Origin of the sequence: Helicobacter burdigaliensis (assembly GCF_003670295.1) — a bacterium.
GTDB lineage: Bacteria > Campylobacterota > Campylobacteria > Campylobacterales > Helicobacteraceae > Helicobacter_D > Helicobacter_D burdigaliensis.
Window position 1 is genome coordinate 23,826 of record NZ_QXJG01000005.1, and the last position, 20,577, is coordinate 44,402.

Annotated in this window: 19 protein-coding genes; 14 read left to right on the plus strand and 5 right to left on the minus strand. The window is 34.0% G+C overall.

Annotated elements, in window-relative coordinates; genetic code table 11:
• Positions 1–83 precede the first annotated feature (83 nt).
• The 14 genes from EBF09_RS03325 (at position 84) to EBF09_RS03385 (ending at position 15,116) form a co-directional block, all read left to right on the plus strand.
• A complete protein-coding gene (locus tag EBF09_RS03325) occupies positions 84–902 on the plus strand; it encodes a plasminogen-binding N-terminal domain-containing protein (RefSeq protein ID WP_232817643.1) in 819 nt (272 codons plus the stop codon).
• A gap of 18 nt (positions 903–920) precedes the next feature.
• Complete coding sequence (glcD, locus tag EBF09_RS03330; RefSeq protein WP_121763719.1) at positions 921–2,300, plus strand: glycolate oxidase subunit GlcD; 1,380 nt, start codon at positions 921–923, stop codon at positions 2,298–2,300.
• A 141-nt stretch (positions 2,301–2,441) separates the two neighbouring features.
• Positions 2,442–2,903: a 3-hydroxyacyl-ACP dehydratase FabZ gene (fabZ, locus tag EBF09_RS03335; RefSeq protein WP_121763720.1), complete on the plus strand. Its 462-nt coding sequence runs from the start codon at positions 2,442–2,444 to the stop codon at positions 2,901–2,903.
• Positions 2,900–3,703, plus strand: coding sequence for an acyl-ACP--UDP-N-acetylglucosamine O-acyltransferase (lpxA, locus tag EBF09_RS03340; RefSeq protein WP_121763721.1), 804 nt, complete (start codon positions 2,900–2,902; stop codon positions 3,701–3,703). Before fabZ ends, lpxA begins: the two co-directional genes overlap by 4 nt.
• Positions 3,696–4,949 carry an ATP-dependent Clp protease ATP-binding subunit ClpX gene (gene clpX / locus EBF09_RS03345; protein ID WP_121763722.1) on the plus strand — a complete coding sequence of 418 codons (1,254 nt, stop codon included), beginning with the start codon at positions 3,696–3,698 and terminating at the stop codon, positions 4,947–4,949. Before lpxA ends, clpX begins: the two co-directional genes overlap by 8 nt.
• A 21-nt stretch (positions 4,950–4,970) precedes the next feature.
• Positions 4,971–6,005 (plus strand): rod shape-determining protein, encoded by a 1,035-nt coding sequence (locus EBF09_RS03350; protein WP_121763723.1) that lies wholly within the window; start codon positions 4,971–4,973, stop codon positions 6,003–6,005.
• A 3-nt stretch (positions 6,006–6,008) separates the two neighbouring features.
• Positions 6,009–6,845 carry a rod shape-determining protein MreC gene (mreC, locus tag EBF09_RS03355; protein WP_121763724.1) on the plus strand — a complete coding sequence of 279 codons (837 nt, stop codon included), beginning with the start codon at positions 6,009–6,011 and terminating at the stop codon, positions 6,843–6,845.
• 124 nt (positions 6,846–6,969) lie between these two features.
• Entirely contained in the window at positions 6,970–8,118 is a 1,149-nt protein-coding gene (locus EBF09_RS03360) for a hydrogenase small subunit (RefSeq protein ID WP_121763725.1), read from the plus strand.
• Between the two features lie 10 nt (positions 8,119–8,128).
• Positions 8,129–9,862: a nickel-dependent hydrogenase large subunit gene (locus EBF09_RS03365; protein ID WP_121763726.1), complete on the plus strand. Its 1,734-nt coding sequence runs from the start codon at positions 8,129–8,131 to the stop codon at positions 9,860–9,862.
• A gap of 11 nt (positions 9,863–9,873) precedes the next feature.
• Positions 9,874–10,548, plus strand: coding sequence for a Ni/Fe-hydrogenase, b-type cytochrome subunit (cybH, locus tag EBF09_RS03370; RefSeq protein WP_121763727.1), 675 nt, complete (start codon positions 9,874–9,876; stop codon positions 10,546–10,548).
• Positions 10,549–11,085 (plus strand): HyaD/HybD family hydrogenase maturation endopeptidase, encoded by a 537-nt coding sequence (locus EBF09_RS03375; RefSeq protein WP_121763728.1) that lies wholly within the window; start codon positions 10,549–10,551, stop codon positions 11,083–11,085. It abuts the gene before it with no gap.
• On the plus strand, positions 11,086–12,714 hold the full coding sequence (locus EBF09_RS03380) for a protein hydE (RefSeq protein ID WP_121763729.1): 1,629 nt from the start codon (positions 11,086–11,088) through the stop codon (positions 12,712–12,714).
• A 635-nt stretch (positions 12,715–13,349) separates the two neighbouring features.
• On the plus strand, positions 13,350–13,517 hold the full coding sequence (locus EBF09_RS09060) for a hypothetical protein (RefSeq protein WP_157978160.1): 168 nt from the start codon (positions 13,350–13,352) through the stop codon (positions 13,515–13,517).
• A 9-nt stretch (positions 13,518–13,526) separates the two neighbouring features.
• Complete coding sequence (locus EBF09_RS03385; RefSeq protein ID WP_121763730.1) at positions 13,527–15,116, plus strand: disulfide bond formation protein B; 1,590 nt, start codon at positions 13,527–13,529, stop codon at positions 15,114–15,116.
• Positions 15,117–15,133: 17 nt separating this feature from the next.
• On the opposite strand, the gene EBF09_RS03390 is transcribed toward EBF09_RS03385, so the two are convergent.
• Genes EBF09_RS03390 through EBF09_RS03410 form a run of 5 tightly spaced genes read right to left on the minus strand, consistent with a single transcriptional unit; the run spans position 15,134 to position 20,577 of the window.
• Positions 15,134–16,510, minus strand: coding sequence for a phosphomannomutase/phosphoglucomutase (locus EBF09_RS03390; protein ID WP_121763731.1), 1,377 nt, complete (start codon positions 16,508–16,510; stop codon positions 15,134–15,136).
• Positions 16,511–16,520: 10 nt separating this feature from the next.
• On the minus strand, positions 16,521–17,750 hold the full coding sequence (gene mqnF, locus EBF09_RS03395; protein ID WP_121763732.1) for an aminofutalosine deaminase family hydrolase: 1,230 nt from the start codon (positions 17,748–17,750) through the stop codon (positions 16,521–16,523).
• A complete protein-coding gene (locus tag EBF09_RS03400; RefSeq protein ID WP_121763733.1) occupies positions 17,750–18,604 on the minus strand; it encodes a mechanosensitive ion channel family protein in 855 nt (284 codons plus the stop codon). The genes mqnF and EBF09_RS03400 overlap by 1 nt, the downstream gene beginning before the upstream one ends.
• A gap of 9 nt (positions 18,605–18,613) precedes the next feature.
• Positions 18,614–19,858 carry an amidohydrolase family protein gene (locus EBF09_RS03405; RefSeq protein WP_121763734.1) on the minus strand — a complete coding sequence of 415 codons (1,245 nt, stop codon included), beginning with the start codon at positions 19,856–19,858 and terminating at the stop codon, positions 18,614–18,616.
• Between the two features lie 14 nt (positions 19,859–19,872).
• Positions 19,873–20,577 (minus strand): SIMPL domain-containing protein, encoded by a 705-nt coding sequence (locus EBF09_RS03410; protein WP_121763735.1) that lies wholly within the window; start codon positions 20,575–20,577, stop codon positions 19,873–19,875.

Consider the following 20,577-nt stretch of genomic DNA (forward strand, 5'->3'; position numbering starts at 1 on the left):
TCTAGCAATCTTTAAAATAATCTTGCAACTTTTAAGCAAAAATAATCTATAATCGTGAAATTTTAATTGTTTTAAGGGCTATGATGAAGCGATTATTTTTTATCTTTTTTTTGATTTGTTCTTACTTTTCTTTAGGTTTTGGCGCGCCTTTTGGCAATAGACTTGCTGTGCCTATTATTGAAATTGATTCACAAAATCCAAATCTTGCCTATGTTCCTGCATTTGATTTAAAAGTAGGAGAAAGTGGGGAGATTATCCGCTGGTTTGATAAAGAGCATTCTGGAATTGTTGCAAGAGCGGCTGTTATTGAAGTAAAAGATGGGAGAGCAAAAGTTGCTTTTGAAAGCCATCAAGGATTAAATCAAGATGCATTTCCTATGCCACTTTTAACTCCCCAAAAAAATGATGAAGTAATCTTTAGAACCTTTAATGATCGTGCTTTTTTAATCGCACCCAACCAAGAAATCTATGATAAAATCCAATCTGCTTACCCTGAAATCACTTGGCTTCACCCTGATCTTTTTGCAGCTTATCTAATGGATCTTGGGCATCTTGCACCCGTAAAAGGAGATTTTAGAAATATTTGCTCACAATATTCTGCTGGAGTTGTTTATATTGTAAATCTTAATGAAGGGCAAGCACTTGATTGCCAAACTTTTAGCCTTATTAAAAAGGATTATATCACAGGACGCGTAGCTCCAAAAGATCGTATGCGTCCCTTCTACTCACGCATAGGAAATGCTAATCAAGACTGGTTTACTTATCTAGTAAGCGGTATAAGCGTAAATGACTACTATCTTTATTATCAAGCCCTTTTAAAAGGAGAGATTGAAGATTCTGATGCGACTTTCTTTGGAAAAATCACAAGATATTTTAAAGAAACCCTTAAAAGTAATTTCTAAAATCTAAAGGCACAAGTAATGACAACGCAAAATTTTGAAGATTTAGTGCAAATTGTAGGCAAAGAAGACTGCTTTAATGACAAAGCACATTTAAGTGCTTATTGTTATGATGCAACAAAAGAGAGAAAATATCCTGAATGCGTGATTTTTCCGCATAATGAAGAAGAAGTAAGTAAAATCTTAAAATATTGCAATACGCATAAAATCCCTATAATTCCACGCGGTGCTGGAAGCGGATTTACTGGAGGAGCTTTAGCTGTTAATGGTGGTGTGGTTTTAGCCTTAGAAAAGCATATGAATAAAATCTTAGAAATTGATATGGAAAATATGGTAGCACGCGTAGAACCTGGGGTTGTTAATATGCAACTTCAAAAAGCCGTGGAAGCAGTAAGACTTTTCTACCCACCCGATCCTGCAAGCGAACACTACTCTACTCTAGGGGGCAATGTAAGCGAAAATGCTGGAGGTATGAGGGCTGCCAAATATGGCATTACAAAAGATTTTGTAATGGCTTTGCGTGCTGTCTTGCCTAATGGAGAGATTATCCGCGCTGGTAAAAAAACTATCAAAGATGTCGCTGGATACAACATAGCTGGAATCTTAATTGCAAGTGAAGGCACTCTAGCAGTAATCACTGAAATTACACTAAAACTCCTAAGCAAACCTAAGCTTTCACAAAGTGCAATGGGTATTTTTCCAAGCATTCAATCTGCTATGAATGCAGTTTATAAAACAATGGCAAGTGGAATTACTCCTGTTGCTATGGAGTTTTTAGACAATCTTAGCATTAGAGCAGTGGAAGAGAAATTTAAAAAAGGTTTGCCAACAGATGCAGGGGCGATTTTAATCACCGAAGTTGATGGAAATTTACAAGAAGAAATTGACTTTCAAATCCAAAAAATTGAAGAAAAATTTTATGAAAACGGGGCAAGTAAGTTTATAAAAGCAAATTCCAAAGAAGAAGCGCAAGATTTATGGTTTGCCAGAAAAAATGCAAGTCCTAGTATCACAATTTATGGCAGTAAAAAGCTTAATGAAGACATCACGGTGCCACGCTCAAAGCTTCCTGAACTACTAGAGCGAATCGGAGAAGTTTCTAAAAAATATGGAGTTGTGATTCCTTGTTTTGGACACACTGGTGATGGCAATGTGCATACAAATGTAATGGTAGATGGCTCAAAAGAAGAAGAATTAGAAAAAGGACACAAAGCTATAAAAGAAATTTTTGAAATCACCATAGAGCTTGGTGGGACACTAAGCGGAGAGCATGGAATAGGACTTTCCAAAGCTCCTTTTATGGAACTAGCCTTTAGCAAAGAGGAAATGGAGCTTTTTAGAAATATTAAAAAAGCTTTTGATCCTAATAATATCTTAAATCCCGGAAAAATGAATCTTTAAATATAAATTTATTCTATTGAGCCCTCATATCAATTAAAGGAATTTTTGCAGAAATTACAATGCAATAAGGGCAAAATAGCTTAAATTTTATATTATTTATGCTACAATAAAGTAGATTTTTATTTTTAGGATTCCTTAACAATGATATACGATGTTCAAAAAATTAAAGAGATTTTACCACACCGCTATCCTCTTTTATTGGTGGATAGAATCACTTCCTTAACCAAAAATCAAAGCATTGAAGGCTTTAAAAACATCACAATTAATGAAGATGTGTTTAATGGTCACTTCCCTAGCCAACCTGTTTATCCAGGTGTTTATATTATTGAAGGTATGGCACAAACAGGGGGCGTATTAGCTTTTGTGAGTATGTTTGGAGAAGATGCTTCTAATAATGGCGATAAAATTGTTTATTTTATGAGCATTGATGAAGCAAAATTTAGAAATCCCGTAACTCCTGGAGATAAACTTGTCTATAAACTAGAAGCCTTAAAACAAAAAGGAGGGATTTGGGTTTTACAAGGCTATGCTTATGTAGATGAAAAGCTAGTAGCTCAAGCGGTTTTAAAAGCTATGGTAGTAGATAAAAAGGATTCTAAGTGAGTATCGCACAATCTGCCCTCATAGCTCCAACTGCCATCATAGAAGAAGGTGCTATTATTGGCGAAAATACAAAAATCGGAGCTTACAGCGTTATTGGAAAAAATGTAAAAATTGGTGCTAATTGCACAATTTATAACCATGTAACAATTACTGGAAATACAACTTTAGGTGATTATAATGAAGTTTTTCCCAACGCAGTTTTAGGGACTATCCCTCAAGATTTAAAGTTTCACGGAGAAGAAAGCTATCTTATTTTTGGTAGCCACAATAAAATCCGAGAATTTACGATGATAAACCCCGGAACAGAAGGCGGAGGTAGCAAAACAATTATAGGCAATCACAATCTTTTAATGGCTTATGTGCATATTGCACACGATTGCATTATAGGAGATCACTGTATTTTAGCAAATGGTGCAACCCTCGGAGGACATATTATCTTAGGAAATCATATTAATATTGGTGGTTTAACCCCTATTCATCAGTTTGTAAAAGTGGGGGACTATGCGATGATTGCAGGTGCTAGTGCCCTAGCTCAAGATATTCCCCCTTATTGTATGGCAGAGGGAAATCGTGCTGTTATTAGAGGCTTAAATCTTCATCGCCTAAGAAAAAACTTTGAACACCACGAAGTAGATAAAATCCACAATGCCTATAAAAAACTTTTTTTAGGAAATAAACCTATTAAAGAAATTGCACAAGAAATTTTAGAACAAAATTGTGATGAAAATGTAGCCAAAATGTGCCATTTTATCATTCATTCTACAAGAGGTATCCCATTTATAAGGAAAAATCATGAGTGAGCGTATATGTAATTTTTGTAAATCCAAAGAATCGCGCAAAAATCCCTTAATTGCAGGAAATAATGTCTGCATTTGCAAAAACTGCGTCATTGCATCTTATAAACTACTTTTTGCGGAAAATGAAAATATCTCTAATGATGCCCTAGAAGCCTTACAAGAGCTAGAAGAATCAACAACCCTTCTACCTCCAAAAGAACTAAAAGCTGTCTTAGATGAATATGTTATTGAACAAGAAAAGGCCAAAAAAGTCTTTAGCGTAGCCGTGTATAACCACTATAAAAGAATCTTTTCTCAAAATAATGGCGATGATACAGAGATTGCAAAATCTAATATTTTACTCATTGGTCCAACTGGAAGCGGTAAAACACTTATGGCACAAACTCTTGCAAGATTTTTAAATATCCCCATTGCGATTTGTGATGCCACAAGCCTAACAGAAGCTGGATATGTGGGCGAAGATGTAGAAAATATCCTAACAAGACTTTTACAAGAAGCTAATGGAGATGTGCAAAAAGCACAAAGAGGGATTGTATTTATTGATGAGATTGATAAAATCTCTAGACTTTCAGAAAATCGCTCTATTACACGCGATGTTTCAGGCGAAGGAGTGCAACAAGCACTTTTAAAAATTATTGAAGGCAGTGTGGTAAATATCCCTCCAAAAGGTGGCAGAAAGCACCCAAATCAAGATTTTATCCAAATAGATACTAAGGATATTTTGTTTATTTGCGGAGGTGCGTTTGATGGTTTAAAAGATATTATCCAAAGACGCAAGGGTAATAATGTATTGGGCTTTAACCACAAAAAAGAAAATAAAACAGAACTTAAAAATAGCCTTTTAGAAGAAGTAGAGCCCGATGATCTTGTAAGCTATGGATTAATCCCTGAACTTATTGGAAGATTGCATATGATTGCCACATTAGATGAAATCACTAAAGAAGCTATGGTAAATATTCTCATCAAGCCCAAAAATGCCCTCATTAAGCAATACCAAAAGCTTTTTAGTCTTGATGAAGTGCAATTAACCTTTGAAGAAGAATCTTTACAAGCCATTGCAGAACTTGCAATTCAAAGAAAAACGGGAGCTAGAGGACTAAGATCTATTTTAGAAGAAGTTATGCTAGATATTATGTATGAATTACCCGAACTTAAAGGCTATGAGGTAATTATCACAAAAGATGTTGTAGAAAATAAAAGCAAACCTATTTTGCTAAAACGCAACAAAAAAAGTAAAAAAACTGCCTAAATCCATTACAAGAGAGGAAAAATGCTATTAGATAAAATTATTGGTTGGTTTTCACATGATATTGCAATTGACTTAGGAACTGCAAACACACTTGTATTAGTAAAAGGACAAGGGATCATCATCAATGAGCCCTCTGTTGTAGCAATACAAAATGATAGATTTATGAAAAATAAAGTTTTAGCAGTAGGACAAGAAGCTAAAGAAATGGTAGGTAAAACTCCTGGAAGCATTCAAGCAGTGCGTCCCATGAAAGATGGTGTGATTGCTGATTTTGATATGACAGAAAAAATGATTCGCCATTTTATTGAAAAAGCCCACAAAAGAAAAGCCCTTATGCGTCCTAGAATCATCGTTTGTGTGCCTTATGGTTTAACAGGAGTTGAAAGAAAAGCTGTTAGGGAATCTGCAATTAGTGCAGGTGCTAGAGAAGTATTTTTGATTGAAGAGCCTATGGCTGCTGCTATTGGTGCAGGACTTCCTGTAAAAGAGCCAAAAGGAAGCTTGGTTGTAGATATTGGAGGAGGAACTACTGAAATTGGAGTTATCTCTCTTGGAGGCTTAGTAATCTCAAAATCCCTAAGAACTGCTGGTGATAAGCTAGATAATGCAGTAGTAGATTATGTAAGACGCAAATATAGCCTACTGATTGGTGAGCGAACTGGAGAAGAGATTAAAATACAAATTGGTTCTGCAATTAGCCTTAATGAGCCTCTTTATATGCAAGTTAAAGGACGCGATCAAGTAAGCGGACTTCTTAACACCATTGAACTCACAAGCGAAGATGTAAGAGAGGCTATGAAAGAACCTTTAAAAGAAATTTCAAATGCACTCAAAGATGTGCTAGAGCAAATGCCACCTGATTTAGCAGGGGATATTGTAGAAAATGGTATCGTTCTAACAGGCGGTGGAGCACTTATTAGAGGATTAGACAAATATCTTTCTGATATTGTAAAACTCCCTGTTTATATTGGTAACGAGCCTCTTTTATGTGTGGCAAAAGGAACCGGTCAAGCCCTAGAAGAAATCGATGTATTACAACAATTAACTTATGAGTAAAGAATGAAAAAGATCTTTCTTTGGTTCATCTTTTTATCCATTGTGTTTTTTATCTCTACGCAAGTTTCCAAAGAATTTCATTCTAAGGTGCTTTATATCACACAAAGTATTAAAATTGGTTTTTTAAACCTCAATAACAATATTTCAAATGTGATTGAACGGCACTTTAATCAGGCAAAACAAATTAAAGAATTAAGCTCTGAAGTCGCAAAAAAAAGGGCTTTAGAGTATTCTTATTTGTCTTTAAAAGAGGAATATAAAAATTTACTTGCAAATCTTCAAGCCCCTATTGAAGCGAGTTTTGACACCGCTCATCTTGTACGGACGATTTCTTATGTAAAAATGAACGACTATAAAAGAATATGGCTAGAATTTAAAAACCATAAAGATTATAAAAAAAATATGATTTTTGGGCTTGTCAATGAAAATAAAGTCGCTGGAATTGCCACTTTAGACAATAATAGACTAGTTGGCTATCTAAATGGCGATGAAAAGTGTAGTTATAGTGTTATTATTGGCGAGAAAAAAATACCCGGAATTGCCAAATACGATCTCAATAAAGGCTTTATTATTGATTATATTCCTCTTTTTGCAAATATTGAAATAGGAGAAAAAATTTATACAAGTGGATATGATTCTATCTTTTATCCTAATATTTATGTAGGCGAAATTGCCTCTATTCAAGAAAGACAAGGACACCAAATCGCAACCCTAAAAGATGAAACCTCACAAACCTCACAATTTTATTGGCTCATAGATCTTTCCACCCCTGAATCCTCTAGCATTACCACAACAGAAAATGCTACAAAAACCCCTGCAAATCTTACAAATTCAAACTAAAAACACAAATTTTATTTAACTTTTTAATAAATAGTGCTAAAATAAATAGATTAGGAATATACTTTTAAAAGTCAATAAAGTATTTTCTTTAAAATCTTGAACTTCCAAAATAAAAGGAGTATTTATGGAGCTAGAACACACTAAACTTAAACTAGCCGAACAAAGACTAGAGGAAATATCTAAACTTCCCCCTTTAAAAAAGGGGCAAAGCATTAAAAAAATGCTACAAAAAAATGGTATCTCAAGAAGAGATTTTATGAAATGGGCAGGTGCGATGACTGCAATGCTATCTTTACCTGCTAGTTTCACTCCACTTACAGCAAAAGCCGCTGAAGTTGCAGATAGGCTTCCTGTGATTTGGCTACATATGGCAGAATGCACCGGCTGTAGCGAAAGCCTTCTTAGAAGCGATGGACCTGGAATTGCAAGCTTAATTTTTGATTATATTTCTTTAGAGTATCACGAAACCCTTATGGCAGCTTCAGGATTTCAAGCAGAACACAATTTAGAAACTGCGATTCAAAAATACAAAAATCAATACATTTTAATGGTAGAGGGTGGTATCCCAACGGGTGAAGGTGGAGGATTTCTAACTATCGGCGCGCATGGAAAAAGTGGCTTAGAAAGTGCTAAAGAAGCAAGCGAGTATGCAAAGGCTATTTTTGCTATTGGTAGCTGTTCTAGCTTTGGTGGGATTCAAGCAGCAAACCCAAACCCAACAGCCGCAAAACCGCTAAGTGAAGTCATTTCAAAACCTGTAATCAATGTCCCTGGTTGTCCTCCTAGTGAAAAAAATATCGTGGGTAATGTTATCCACTTCATTCTTTTTAACACACTTCCTAGCCTTGATGCTTTCAATCGTCCAAAATGGGCTTATGGACACAGAATCCATGATTTATGTGAAAGAAGGGGGCATTTTGATGCAGGAGAGTTTGTTCAAACTTTTGGGGATGAGGGTGCTAAAAATGGTTATTGTCTTTATAAAGTAGGCTGTAAAGGTCCTTATACTTTCAACAACTGCTCTAAACTTCGCTTTAACTCTCATACAAGCTGGCCTATTCAAGCAGGACATGGCTGTATTGGTTGTAGTGAGCCAAATTTTTGGGATTCCATGGGACCTTTTGAAGAACCACTTGCTAGCAAGCTCTATGACGCTCCTCTCTTTAGTGGTGCAGATAGAACTGCTGATAATATCGGTATTACTCTTCTTGGTGCAGCAGCTATTGGTATGGCAGCCCACGCCCTACTCTCTAATATCAAAAAAGACAATTAAGGAGGAATAAATGTCAAAAAGAATCATAGTAGATCCTATCACAAGAATTGAAGGGCATTTAAGAATTGAAGTAATTGTAGACGAAGAAAATGTAATTAAAGAAGCATATTCTAGCTCTACTCTTTGGAGAGGAATTGAAGTAATTGTAAAGAATAGAGATCCTAGAGATGTAGGATTTATGGTGCAAAGAATCTGTGGTGTTTGCACCTACTCACATTATAAAGCAGGAATTAGTGCAGTAGAAAATGCACTTGGAATTAAAGTTCCTTTTAATGCAGAAATGGTGCGTTCTTTAATGAATGTTTCTTTAGTTCTACACGATCATTTAGTGCATTTTTATCACTTGCATGGACTTGATTGGTGTGATATTACTTCAGCACTTAAAGCAGATCCTAAAAAAGCGAGTGAGCTTGCTTTTAAATATAGCAAAAACCCTATTGCAACAGGTGCTGATGAACTTAAAGCCGTGCAAGAAAAAGTAGCAAAATTTGCAAGTGCAAAACAAGGCTTAGGACCTTTTGCTAACGCATATTGGGGACACAAGACTTATCGCTTCTCTCCTGAGCAAAACTTAATTGTGCTTTCTCACTATCTAAAAGCTTTAGATGTGCAGAGAGTTGCAGCACAAATGATGGCAATTTTTGGTGCAAAGCAACCACATCCACAAAGCTTAACCGTAGGCGGTGTAACTTGTGTAGCTGATATTTTAGATCCTTCAAGACTAGCCGATTGGAAAACAAAATATGAAGAAGTAGCAGATTTCGTAAATCGTGCTTATTATGCAGATGTTGTAATGGCGGCTGAAGTTTATAAAAATGAACCAAGCGTCCTAAAAGGCTGTGGTGTTAAAAATTTCCTATGCCACTCTGAAATACCTATTAATAAAACTGAAACTCTTTATAGCACTGGTATTGTAAGAAATGGGGATATTTCTAAGCTCTTACCTTTAGAAGAAGAATTAATCACAGAAGAAGCTACACACTCATGGTATAAAAATGATAAAGCTCTCCACCCTTATGATGGTGAAACAAATGCAAATTACACTGGTTTAGTAGATACTAAAACCATAGGGCCTGATGGCACAGAGATTGACACAAAAGCTCTTGATATTCAAGGCAAATATAGCTGGATTAAATCTCCTCGCTATAATGGAGATGCTATGGAAGTAGGACCACTTGCAGCAATTGTAGTAGGACTTGCTGCAAAAAATCCTAGAATTACAGAAATTGCAACACAATTTTTAAAAGACACAGGGTTGCCTATTGAAGCACTTTTCTCCACTTTAGGTAGAACTGCTGCAAGGGTTTTAGAGTGCAAACTTTCTGCTACTTATGGTATTGAAGCTTTTAATTCTTTGGTAGAAAATCTAAAAAGCGATCAAAGCACTTGCGCTCCTTATAAGATTGATAATAATGCAGAATATAAAGGACGCTATATAGGAAATGTTCCAAGAGGAACTTTAAGCCATTGGATTAGAATCAAAAATGGCGTGGTTTCAAACTATCAATGCGTAGTGCCTAGCACATGGAATGCAGGGCCAAAAGACGCTAAAGGACAAATGGGACCTTATGAAGCTTCTTTAGTAGGTATGAAAATACAAAATTTAACACAACCTTTAGAAATTATTAGAACCATTCACTCTTTTGATCCTTGCATTGCTTGTGCTGTGCATGTAATGGATACAAAAGGTAATGAGCTCTCACAATATAAAATTAATCCAATTGCTCTTGGTTGTGGAATCTAAAGGGGGAAATTATGGCTTCTTATAAACCCATTTATGAGTTTTCAAAACTCACAAGAATCTTTCACTGGATAAGGGCAATAGCAATTTTTGCTCTTATTGCAACTGGCTTTTATATCGCCTATCCTTTCTTAGCTCCTGATAATTTTAGCGGTGAGCCAACAGGATTTTTATATGCATTAATGAGAAGTTGGCATTTAATTTTCGGGTTTTTGCTGATTGCAATTTCCATTTTTAGAATCTATCTTTTTATTTTTACAAAAGAATGCAGTTTTGAGCGAAAATCTTTTTTAGATTTTATCAATCCCCTTATATGGATTAAGATTTTAAAAACTTATATGCTCTTAGGCGGACACCCCCATATGAAAGGTGCTTATAATCCTTTACAACTTGCTACTTATATGTTTGTAATGCTTTTAATTATAGGTATTTCTCTAAGCGGACTTATCTTGTATGCTCATGTTTATCATGAAGGACTTGGGGGAGTTTTAATGCCTATTATGAAACCTCTTGAAGTACTTTGTGGTGGAATTGCTAATGTGAGATTATTGCATCATATTTTAACTTGGGCATTTATTATTTTTATCCCTATCCATATTTATATGGCTTCTTGGAATGCTACAAGATTCCCAGGATCTGGTATTGATACCATTGTAAGTGGCGTAAAATTTGAAAAAGAAGAGCAATAGTTGAAAATTCTCATACTAGGGATAGGAAATATCTTATTTGGCGATGAGGGGATTGGGGTGCATTTATCCAATCTCCTTAAAGTCAATTATACTTTTAATACAAACCATACTTTAGATATTATTGATGGAGGGACAATGGCACAACATTTAATCCCTATCATCACACAATATGATGAAGTTTTGATTTTAGATTGTGTAGATGCTAAGGATGCAGAAATTGGTGCTGTGTATTATTTTGATTTTAGAGAAATCCCACATAATATCACTTGGGCTGGGAGTGCCCATGAAGTAGAAATGCTACAAACCTTGCAAATGATTGAAATGCTAGGCGATTTGCCTAACACAAAAATTTTAGGCATTAAGCCTGTAATTATCGGTACTGATCCAACCTTTGAAATCTCGCCTAAAGTCTTAGAAGGTGCTAAGATTATGGAAGAACAAGCACTAAAATTCTTAGAATCTTTTAATATTTCTCACACAAAAAAAGATAATAAATCCTTACAAGAAATTGCAAATTTATCCTATAAAGGTTTTTAGATGATTCTCTCTTTAGTCTTTAGTAAAATTCACTCTCTTAGTCTCACATTTGAAGTGAGAGATTTCTTTTTGCAAGCCATCATTAACGAATGCCACAATATCACTCCTACTTTTTACAAAGATGATGATACTTTAACAATCCATTTAGAAGGAGAAGAAACAGAGCTTTTAGATTTTTGCCAAAAGCTAGAAAGCATTGTCCCACTTTCTTTGCAATGGGTTTTTAAAGAATTAACAAACACAGAAACAAAACTTCCCTTTTTAAAGCTACAAAAACAAGATTTGCCCTTTCTAACCCCAAAAGAACTAGAGAAAATCACAAAAAAAGATTCACCACACTTTTGCAATCTTTGGGAAGATTTTGCAAGCTATCATCAAAATAAACTTACCTTAATAGAAAATGGAGAGAAAATTCCCCTTACAAATGCAAAAGAATTACAAAATACTTTAAAACAGATCGCCCAAAAACTTATATCAAAGGAAGAAATTTTCATCAAAACATCTATGGGGAAAAAATCCCTTGTTCTTTTTGATGAAAATTCCCCTATTCCCCCTAAAGAAGATTTTATATTTATGCCTTTTTGTTTAAACAGCACTCAAACTCTCTTCATAACAACCAAAGAAGAGTTACAAGCCTTAGCAACTCTTGAAAAACCCATCATCCACTTACGCCATAAAGCAGTTTTTGCAAACTTTTTTCCACAAAGAGAAGCCCCTTGCATTTTACCTTTTGACCCATTGCTCTTACTTCTAACAAAATTTTTGGATAATTACAATGGACTTTATTTGCTACCACCAAAAGAAGAAAAAATCCAAAATGGCATTTGTGCCTTTTTTAATAAAGACATAATGCCCCCTAAAATCACAATAGGTTCTAATTCCATTATTGTTCCACACAACACTAAAAAGATCTCTAATATCCTACAAGAATTTCATCAAAAAATAGAAAAAGAAAATTTAGACAACATCAACATACTTTATTGCTACAAAGATACTAAAGTGCTTATGCACCTGCATAAAACAACCAAACAAGCACTTTCATTTTGTTTTGAAACCAATCCAAATCTTATTTTACAAACCCTAAAAGAACTAAATGAAACCACCCAAAAACTAGTTAAAAACTTTAGCGCTCCCAACAAAGCCATTATTAATTATTTCCAAAATTTTGCACAAGAAAGTAGAGTTTCAAATAATATTTTAGATTTAATGGGTGTTTGCGGATTGTTTTTGGGCTTTTCTAATAAAAATAAACTACAAGACGCGCTAGAAGAATCCTATCAAAATCTAATGTTGCATGCTAAAAATTTTATGGGCAATAAAGGACCAAGGATTGATTTTAAGCTAGAAAAAAACAAAGACAATATCTCCTTAAATCCTCTAAAAACAATTTGCTCTACAATGAGCTTTAATCTAGCAGGTGTTGATAAAGAACTCCTAAGTTTTGGAATTTTAGATTCTTTAGCAGAATTTTTTGCAAATTTCTTGCGTGATTTAGAAGAAAATTTTCAAACCAAAAATGTCCTTATTTATGGAGAACTTTTTACACATAAGCAGTTTTTAGATAAGTTTATTCATTATTACCCTAAATCTTCAGAAATTCTCCCGCTTGATTTTTGTGATATAGTATAAATAATTTTGCTCTTTTAAATAGAATTTATTACTCATTACTACGAGCTCTAAAAGCTCGTGATAACCCAAAGAAATTACATTTAGGTTACTCTCTTAGATTGCCTCGTCGTTTCACTCCTCATAATAATAGGAGAAGTTACATCTTTACAGTAGCTAAAAGCCTTAAGTCTTCATAATATCATCACGGGCAAGGCAACGCGCTTTGCGTGGTAATCTAAAGAAATTAATCTTTAAAAGCAAGCCATTTTAAACTACCACACTCCGCTATGCTTCGTTCATAGTAACAGAAATAACCTTACAAGAGTAGAAAATAGATTGCTTTGGCACAATGTGCCTTGTATGACAATGGACAAATTAATATGCCACCATGAAGCCTCCATAAGAGGCTGTGGCAGTCTAAAGAGATTATATTGAGGTTAGATTGCTTTTGGCACAATGGGTGGTTTAGGTTTATATACGATAGCTTCAGATTTCTTCATCGCTTTACTTCTTGCCATAACACAAAGAAGGGATTACTATGCCTCCTAAATATATTTAAATATTAATTATTTTAATTTTAATCATTAAATAAAATATTATAAAAATTTAAAAAAATATATTATATAATTAAAATTACTTTATTTTAGGAGGATTTTATGGAATTTACAATTCTAGTGTTACTGGCAGTTTCTATATTGCTCATCTTGCTTAAACCACAAAAAGAAAAATTAATCTTTAGCATTTTTCTAGTAGGAGCTTGTCTAAACTACTTTATGTATTTAGTTGCAAGCTTTGATTCTATTATCCCTAGTGGAAATTGGTAAGGGGCTCAAATGCTAGCTTTAAACAAAAACGATCAATACTTTTATCTTTTTATGACAACAGCAGTATTACTAATACTTGCTATTCCTGTTAGCTTTGCAAATGTGTATTTAGGGTATTTTCACAATGAATCTCCTTGCACCCTTTGCTGGTTTGAACGTATTGGAATGGTGATTATTGGTATTTTAGGAATGTTTATCTTGCGTTATGGACCGCAGATGAAATACATCGTATGTGTATTTTTATTTGCAGGATATGGCATTTATATGGGTATCCGCCATACTGCTAGCTGGTGGCAAAGAGATATTGGCATAGGGCTTGGCGATAAATTAGTAGGAGCACACACTTACACATGGGCTGTGGTGGTTTATTGGTGTGTTGTTGTAGTTATGGGATTAGCATTACTTTTTATAAACAAAAGAAGTTCTATGATGCGTGATTTAGCTAGTGAGAACATAGAAGTTAAACCACTAAATTCTTATTCTAAATTTGTAATTATTGCTTCTTTTTTGGTGGTTTGCTCTAACGCCTTTCAAGCTTTAATCATCAATGGAATCCCACCATTTACCGGCAAATCAAACCCAGATAGACTAAGCTTTGATATGTCTATGATGACTAAGACTTGGACAACTGAAGTTTGGAGTAGATTATTTAAATTTAATCTTTTGGGTAAAAACACTCCTGAGAATGTTTATATTAAAGATTTAATAGAACCAAGCGGATTACAAATCCAAAGAGATAGCTCACAAGGTGCATTTACGCTAACAAAAAATATAGAATCTTTAGATAAAAGCTATGAAATCTCAATCCCCGAACTTAGCAAATATAAATCTATAAACGCCATTGCTTATCATCAAAATAGTGATGAATTTGTGCTCATTAGCAATGAAATGGCACTTTCTTATACAAAAGATTTTAAAACTTCTAGTGGTTATGTGCTCTTTGATAAATCTAATGGCTATGATATGAAATACATTGTGGATGCGACTTTTATAGGAGATAAATTAGTTTTTGGTGCATTTAATAAAACCTTTAGTGGTGCGCAAAAAGTAGATGCAAATACCAAAATTGATCCCATGCTAGAATGGCAAGCTTTCAAAGAAACGAGCGGTTCTATTGCACCTGCATTTTATACAAACAAAAATGGTTGGTTTGAGCCCTCAAGAAAATACATTCTAACAATCCGTGCAAAGCAAAATTATGTGCATTCTTACGCAAGTGATGGAGAATTTTTGTATCTTATTAGCATTCCAAACAAATTCAGCCCTAAACTTATTTTATCCTATGCAAGCACCAAAGATTATATGCTAAGTGGCGAAAAGCCTCTAAGTGTAGATAAAAATCTAAAACTAAAAGAAGGCAGAAACATTAATGATTATTATATTGTTGCAAGTAATATTATAGGCGATAAAATGCTTGCTTTAAGTATGCGTTATAGCACAATGCTTGTAATTGACTATAAAAATGCTAAAATCATAGATGCCTATGAAATTAAAGGACTAGATAACCCAAAATCTATGGCTACTAAAGGCGATACAATCTATATTTTAGATAGAAGCAACAACAAAGACATTATTAAAACTTATAAAAATCCACTATAAAAGAGGGGCTTCCCTCTTTAATTTAAGTTTTGCAAACTCCCTAAAAGCCCTAAAAGCTTTTCTTCATAAAATTTCATTTTCTCTTTAGATTTTGCCTCAAAGCGTGTAACCAAAACTGGAGTTGTATTGCTTGCTCTAATTAACCCCCAACCCTCTTCAAAAATCACTCTAACTCCATCAATCTCTACAATCTCTACAATTTTTGGGAAATCTTTGGGTGGATTTTTTAGTGCATTTTTAAGTCTATCAATTTGTCTAAATTTGTCTGCATCACTACTTTTTATCTTTTTTTCATCCGTAGAATAAAGCTTAGGCAATCCTTCTAAAGCCTTATCAAACTCCATTCCATCTTTTTTCACAAGTTCTAAAAGTCTTAAAAGTGCATAGGTTGCATCATCATAGCCAAAATAGCGATGCTTAAAGAAAATATGCCCCGAAACTTCAAAAGCCATATCCGCATTTTGCTCTTTTAACATTACTTTTAAGTTGCTATGCCCTGTTTTATACATAAGCGTTTTGCCAATCTTAGAAATAGATTCATACATATTCAACGAACATTTTACCTCGCCTATTACATAAGGATTTTCAATGCTATTTGCAAAAATAATAGCAAGTTCATCGCCTTTATAAATTTTATCTTTTTTAAGCACGGCTAGTCTATCTCCATCTCCATCAAAGGCAAATCCTATCCCGCCACTCTTTTGTAATTCTTCTTTAAGAAAGCTCAAATTTTTCTCTTCGCTTGGATCTGGGTGATGATTTGGAAAATTCCCATCAGGCTCCATAAATAAACCCTTATAAACAATTTTTAACCTTTTCAAAATCTCTGCTATTCCTAAACTTGCCACTCCATTCCCACAATCTATACAAAGCGGAAGATTTAACCCCTCTAGCGCGCTAAATTCTTTAACCATAAAATCTATATATTTTTCTAATGCCGGCAAAAAAGGTGGATTAACTTCTTTGGTTTTTGGCAAAGGCAACTTGTAAAATTCCTCTTCTAACTTATAAATATCTTTACCATAAAAAGGCTCTTTTAAAAGCGTGATTTTAAAGCCATTATATTCTTTTGGGTTGTGAGAACCTGTAATCATCACACTTCCATCAAGCCTAATCCCATTAAGTTCTTGATAGAGTGCAAAATAAGCCACAGGAGTTGGAATCTCCCCCAAAGAATAAACTAAAACTCCCGCACTTTCTAAACCTTGTGTGAGATAGCTAAAAATCTCTTTTGAATGCAATCTTGCATCATAGCCAACTCCCATAGAGTTTCCACCACGCTTCTTTAACTCTAAACCAAGCAAATATCCTATTTTTACAACATTTTCAAAATTTAACTCTTTAGGATATACCCCCCTTATATCATATTCCCTAAAAATAGGTAATTTCTCCATCTTTTTCTCCTTAAAACTCAATTTTTTTGCCTGCAATATAAAGCGATTCTACTTCTTTTGCATAGAGAATTAATTGCAATGGAATCTGCTCTTTTGCTTCTAGTTTAAAAAGTGCAAAATCACTCACATAGCCCTTTTGTAAAATCCCCGCTTTTAACCCCATAGGATTATCCCTAAAGGCATAATTACTTATTCCTAAAATAAGCTCTTGTGCTAAAGTTTCTAAAGGCTCATTTGCATATGCATACAAGGCAATTCTAAGCTCATCTAGCAAACTTAAACTATCATTAGAGCTTAATCCATCGGTTGCAAAAATTGTTTTAAAGCCATTTTGTCTAAAATCTTTTAGCGCTAGTAATTTATTATTCAAAAGCCGATTAGACCTAGGGCAGCTAATCACCTTTGCTTCTAGCTTTTTTAACTCTTCTCTTATTGTTCTATCTGCTTCTAGTAAATGCACAAAATACGCACCCTTATTATCTTTAAAATACTCCAAAAACTCTAAAGGATTATAAAAGGGTTTGCACTCTTCTTTAAAAAACTTTCTAAAAAATTCTAAAAAATACCCACTTCCCTTTTGTAGCCATTCTAATTCTGCACTCGATTCTAAAAAATGCACACTAAGCGGGAGATTTTCTTCTCTAGCCAAAGTTAGCACATCGTTTAAAAGCTCACTATGCACAGAATAGGGAGAATGGATAGCAAGTGCAGGATAAAAACGCTCTGAGCTAAATTTTTGGCTTTCTTTTAGTCTTTCTTTTAGGTTAGAAAACAAAAAAGGTAAAGCCTCTTTTTTAGATCCTATCGCTTCATTAAAGTATAAAACACGCAAGGGAGAGTTTGCTAGAATCTCTAAATCATATCCATAACTAGAAATTGCTCCCACAAAACTCACGCCACTTTTTAAATTTTTCTTAATAGCTTGTTTTATGCTTTCTTCTAGCCCCTCATCCATTAAGTGCTCTCTATTTTCTATCACGCTATTTAGCCAAGATTCAAAGCTACCATATTGCAAAATTCCTGCATTTTGCGAAAATTCAAAATGTGTGTGCAAGTTTGCAAATGCAGGCGTTAAAACGCAATTTTCATAAAATTTAGAAGAGTTTGGATTTTTGCTTAAAAGCTTTTCATAGCTTCCAACCTCTAAAATCTCACTTGCATTATATAAAATCCCACCCTCTTTTAAAATACTAAAAGAATCATCACAAACTAATAAATGACTTGCACCTATAAGCTCCACTATTCCCCCTTTAAAACTGGTAAGATTTGCGAAGCTTGTGCGTTATTGATATTAATATCAAGCTTATTATAAGGGATTTCAATTCCTTCTTTATCAAAAGCAAGTTTGACTTTTTGGGGTAAATTAATCTTTGCACTAAAATAATCCTCACTTTTTACCCAAAATCTTACAAGCAAATCCACACTACTTGCCCCAAGATTATTTATACCCACGATAGTGGGTGGCTCTTGCAAAACGATTTTATCTTCTTTAAAAATCTCTTCTAAAATTTCTTTTGCTTTTTGTAAATCGCTTGTATAAGAAATTCCAAAAATAAGATCCATTCTACGCGTTTTATTTGCATAAATATTTGTAATAGGAGCAGCCACTATGGAAGAATTTGGCAAAATTACTACTTGATTATCAGGTGTAATAAGCTTAGTATGAAAAAGATTAATACTCTCTACAATCCCCATAATTCCTGCTACATTAATTAAATCCCCCTTTTTAAAATGACGTAAAACTACTAAAATAATTCCCCCTGCAAGATTAGATAAAGAATCTTTTAAAGAAAGTGCGATTGCAAGTCCTGCTGTCCCTAAAACTGCGATGATAGAAGTTGTCTTTACGCCAAGATTACTTAATGCTGTAATTATAACTAAGATTAACAACCCCACAAAAGCCACATTTTTAAAAAAACTCCCAAAAGTTTCATCTTTTGTGGCTTTAATAACAGCCTTTGAAAGATATTTTGATAGAATTTTTGCAAAATAAAAACCAATGACTAAAATTAAAATCGCACTGATTAAATTTGGGAGAAAATCCACTAACCAATCTAGCATCTTATCTAATATCAATAATATTTTTGCTTCCATTTGTATTCCTTAAAAACTAAGAATTTCCTTGCTTGTAAAAACTTTTTTTATTTTCCCGCTTAGAATCTTATCATAATAAGGAGAGCTTACTTCACCAATAACTTCATTTTCTTTAGGATCTAGCAAAACTAAATCTGCATCATATCCCACTTCAATAAGCCCTCTATTTTTCTCTACTCCTAAAACCAATGCAGGATTATAAGAGATAAGTTTGCTCATCTCTTGCAAACTTAAATGCATTTCTTTAATAAGTGCTGTATAACACAAAGGATAATAATACTCTATCATATCCACACCAAAAGCAGCTTCATCAAAGGCTAAATCTTTTTGTGATAGAGATTTTTCAGACTGCAAAGAAGTAATTAAATCAATCTCGCCCTTTTTTAGACGCTTTACAAACTTTTCCCTTGTAGCTTCTCCTTTTAATGGAGGCTTGATCTTAGCTGCACTATTATAGCCATTACAAAGATTTTCTGTTAGCATTAAATGATGGATAGAAGTTTGAATAAAAATATCTTTATTTCTCTTTTTAGCTTCTAATAAAATCTCCATAGATCTCTCTGTGCTAATACACAAAAATACAGATTTTACCCCCATAAAACAAACTACTTCAGCTATCTTTGCTACCTCTTTTGTTTCACTTAAAGTAGGAATCGCAGGAAGCCCTAATCTCCATGAAAGCTCTCCATCATTCATTACCCCATTTGCACTAAGACTTTCATCCTCACACTCAAAAAACATAGGCATTTTCAGCATAGAAGAAAATTCACATGCACGCTTTAGAATATTTCCCTCTTCGCTAGATTTTGTATAAATTGCACAAGCACCCTTTTTGTGCAGAGTAGAAAGCTCATTGATACCATAATTTCCACTAGATAATCTCTCTGTGCAACTTGCTACTGCTGGAATTATTTTTGCCCTAAAGTCTTCTTTTAAAGCATTTAAAAGCTCTACTCCCATTTCCGTGCTAAGAGATGGCTTGCAATCTGGCATCAAAACCCCAAGAGTTACTCCACCCTTTAAAGCCTTTTTAGAAAGTTCAATAAGATTATTTTTAGTAAGTTTTAAATCTTTTACTCTAACATTCAAATCAATAGCACTTGGTAAAAGCACCATACCTTCTGCATCAATAATCTCTTCATTCTCATTTGGCAAAATACTTCTTGCTACTTTTATGATTTTGCCCTCTTCAATCCTTACATCGCCTCTTTGCTCCTGCTTAGCATCACAAATCATTGCACCCTTAATAATCATTTTATTCCCTTAAATCAATCTTTTAAATAATACTCTATCGTAGAAACTACACGCACACTTTTTACATAAGGTGTATTATTATCACGATTTGTAATACTAAATTGTCCTTGTGTGGCATTTTTGATTTTTCCTAGTGTGCTTTTAGAATCTTGTGCAAATTTACTAGCCACTTCTCTTGCGTTGATTGTAGCCTCTTCAATCATTTCTGGCTTAATCTCATTTAGTTTTGTATAAAGATACTCCACTTCATAATCATTGATTTTAAAAATCATTCCCTCTTTTCCAAGTTCTGAAAGCTTAGATAAAATCTCCCTACCTAAATCCACCTGCTTAGTATAAAGCAAAACTTTTCCAACACCCAAATAACGATAAGTAGCTTCTTTATTCTCTCCATACATACTGCCAAGTCTATCAGTTACTATAGGGGTTTTTAGAGTAATATCATTTTGTTCAATACCATTTTTTATAAGAAAATCTATAAGCTTTTTGGAATCTTTTTCTAAATCCTTATAAAGTGCATTCAAATCATTATTTGTTTTACTAAACTGAATGGGTAAAATCATCACATCTGCATTCACTTCTCTTTGGCTCAAACCCTTTACAGTTACACTTCTTTCTTTTTCTTTAAAACTAAGTGCGATATTGCCTATCCCATACACAAACACCATACTACTTAATAGCAAACAAATCCCAAGAATTCCTGCGCTTAACTTTCCCAT

What these genes read in the sequence shown, in the direction of transcription:
- EBF09_RS03410 (WP_121763735.1), bottom strand. Translation starts at nt 20,577, where the DNA reads ATGGGAAAGTTAAGCGCAGGAATTCTTGGGATTTGTTTGCTATTAAGT.
- EBF09_RS03385 (WP_121763730.1), top strand. Translation starts at nt 13,527, where the DNA reads ATGCTAGCTTTAAACAAAAACGATCAATACTTTTATCTTTTTATGACA.
- EBF09_RS09060 (WP_157978160.1), top strand. Translation starts at nt 13,350, where the DNA reads ATGGAATTTACAATTCTAGTGTTACTGGCAGTTTCTATATTGCTCATC.
- EBF09_RS03325 (WP_232817643.1), top strand. Translation starts at nt 84, where the DNA reads ATGAAGCGATTATTTTTTATCTTTTTTTTGATTTGTTCTTACTTTTCT.
- mreC (WP_121763724.1), top strand. Translation starts at nt 6,009, where the DNA reads ATGAAAAAGATCTTTCTTTGGTTCATCTTTTTATCCATTGTGTTTTTT.
- fabZ (WP_121763720.1), top strand. Translation starts at nt 2,442, where the DNA reads ATGATATACGATGTTCAAAAAATTAAAGAGATTTTACCACACCGCTAT.
- EBF09_RS03390 (WP_121763731.1), bottom strand. Translation starts at nt 16,510, where the DNA reads ATGGAGAAATTACCTATTTTTAGGGAATATGATATAAGGGGGGTATAT.
- EBF09_RS03380 (WP_121763729.1), top strand. Translation starts at nt 11,086, where the DNA reads ATGATTCTCTCTTTAGTCTTTAGTAAAATTCACTCTCTTAGTCTCACA.
- EBF09_RS03405 (WP_121763734.1), bottom strand. Translation starts at nt 19,858, where the DNA reads ATGATTATTAAGGGTGCAATGATTTGTGATGCTAAGCAGGAGCAAAGA.
- EBF09_RS03360 (WP_121763725.1), top strand. Translation starts at nt 6,970, where the DNA reads ATGGAGCTAGAACACACTAAACTTAAACTAGCCGAACAAAGACTAGAG.
- cybH (WP_121763727.1), top strand. Translation starts at nt 9,874, where the DNA reads ATGGCTTCTTATAAACCCATTTATGAGTTTTCAAAACTCACAAGAATC.
- glcD (WP_121763719.1), top strand. Translation starts at nt 921, where the DNA reads ATGACAACGCAAAATTTTGAAGATTTAGTGCAAATTGTAGGCAAAGAA.
- EBF09_RS03350 (WP_121763723.1), top strand. Translation starts at nt 4,971, where the DNA reads ATGCTATTAGATAAAATTATTGGTTGGTTTTCACATGATATTGCAATT.
- EBF09_RS03400 (WP_121763733.1), bottom strand. Translation starts at nt 18,604, where the DNA reads ATGGAAGCAAAAATATTATTGATATTAGATAAGATGCTAGATTGGTTA.
- clpX (WP_121763722.1), top strand. Translation starts at nt 3,696, where the DNA reads ATGAGTGAGCGTATATGTAATTTTTGTAAATCCAAAGAATCGCGCAAA.
- EBF09_RS03365 (WP_121763726.1), top strand. Translation starts at nt 8,129, where the DNA reads ATGTCAAAAAGAATCATAGTAGATCCTATCACAAGAATTGAAGGGCAT.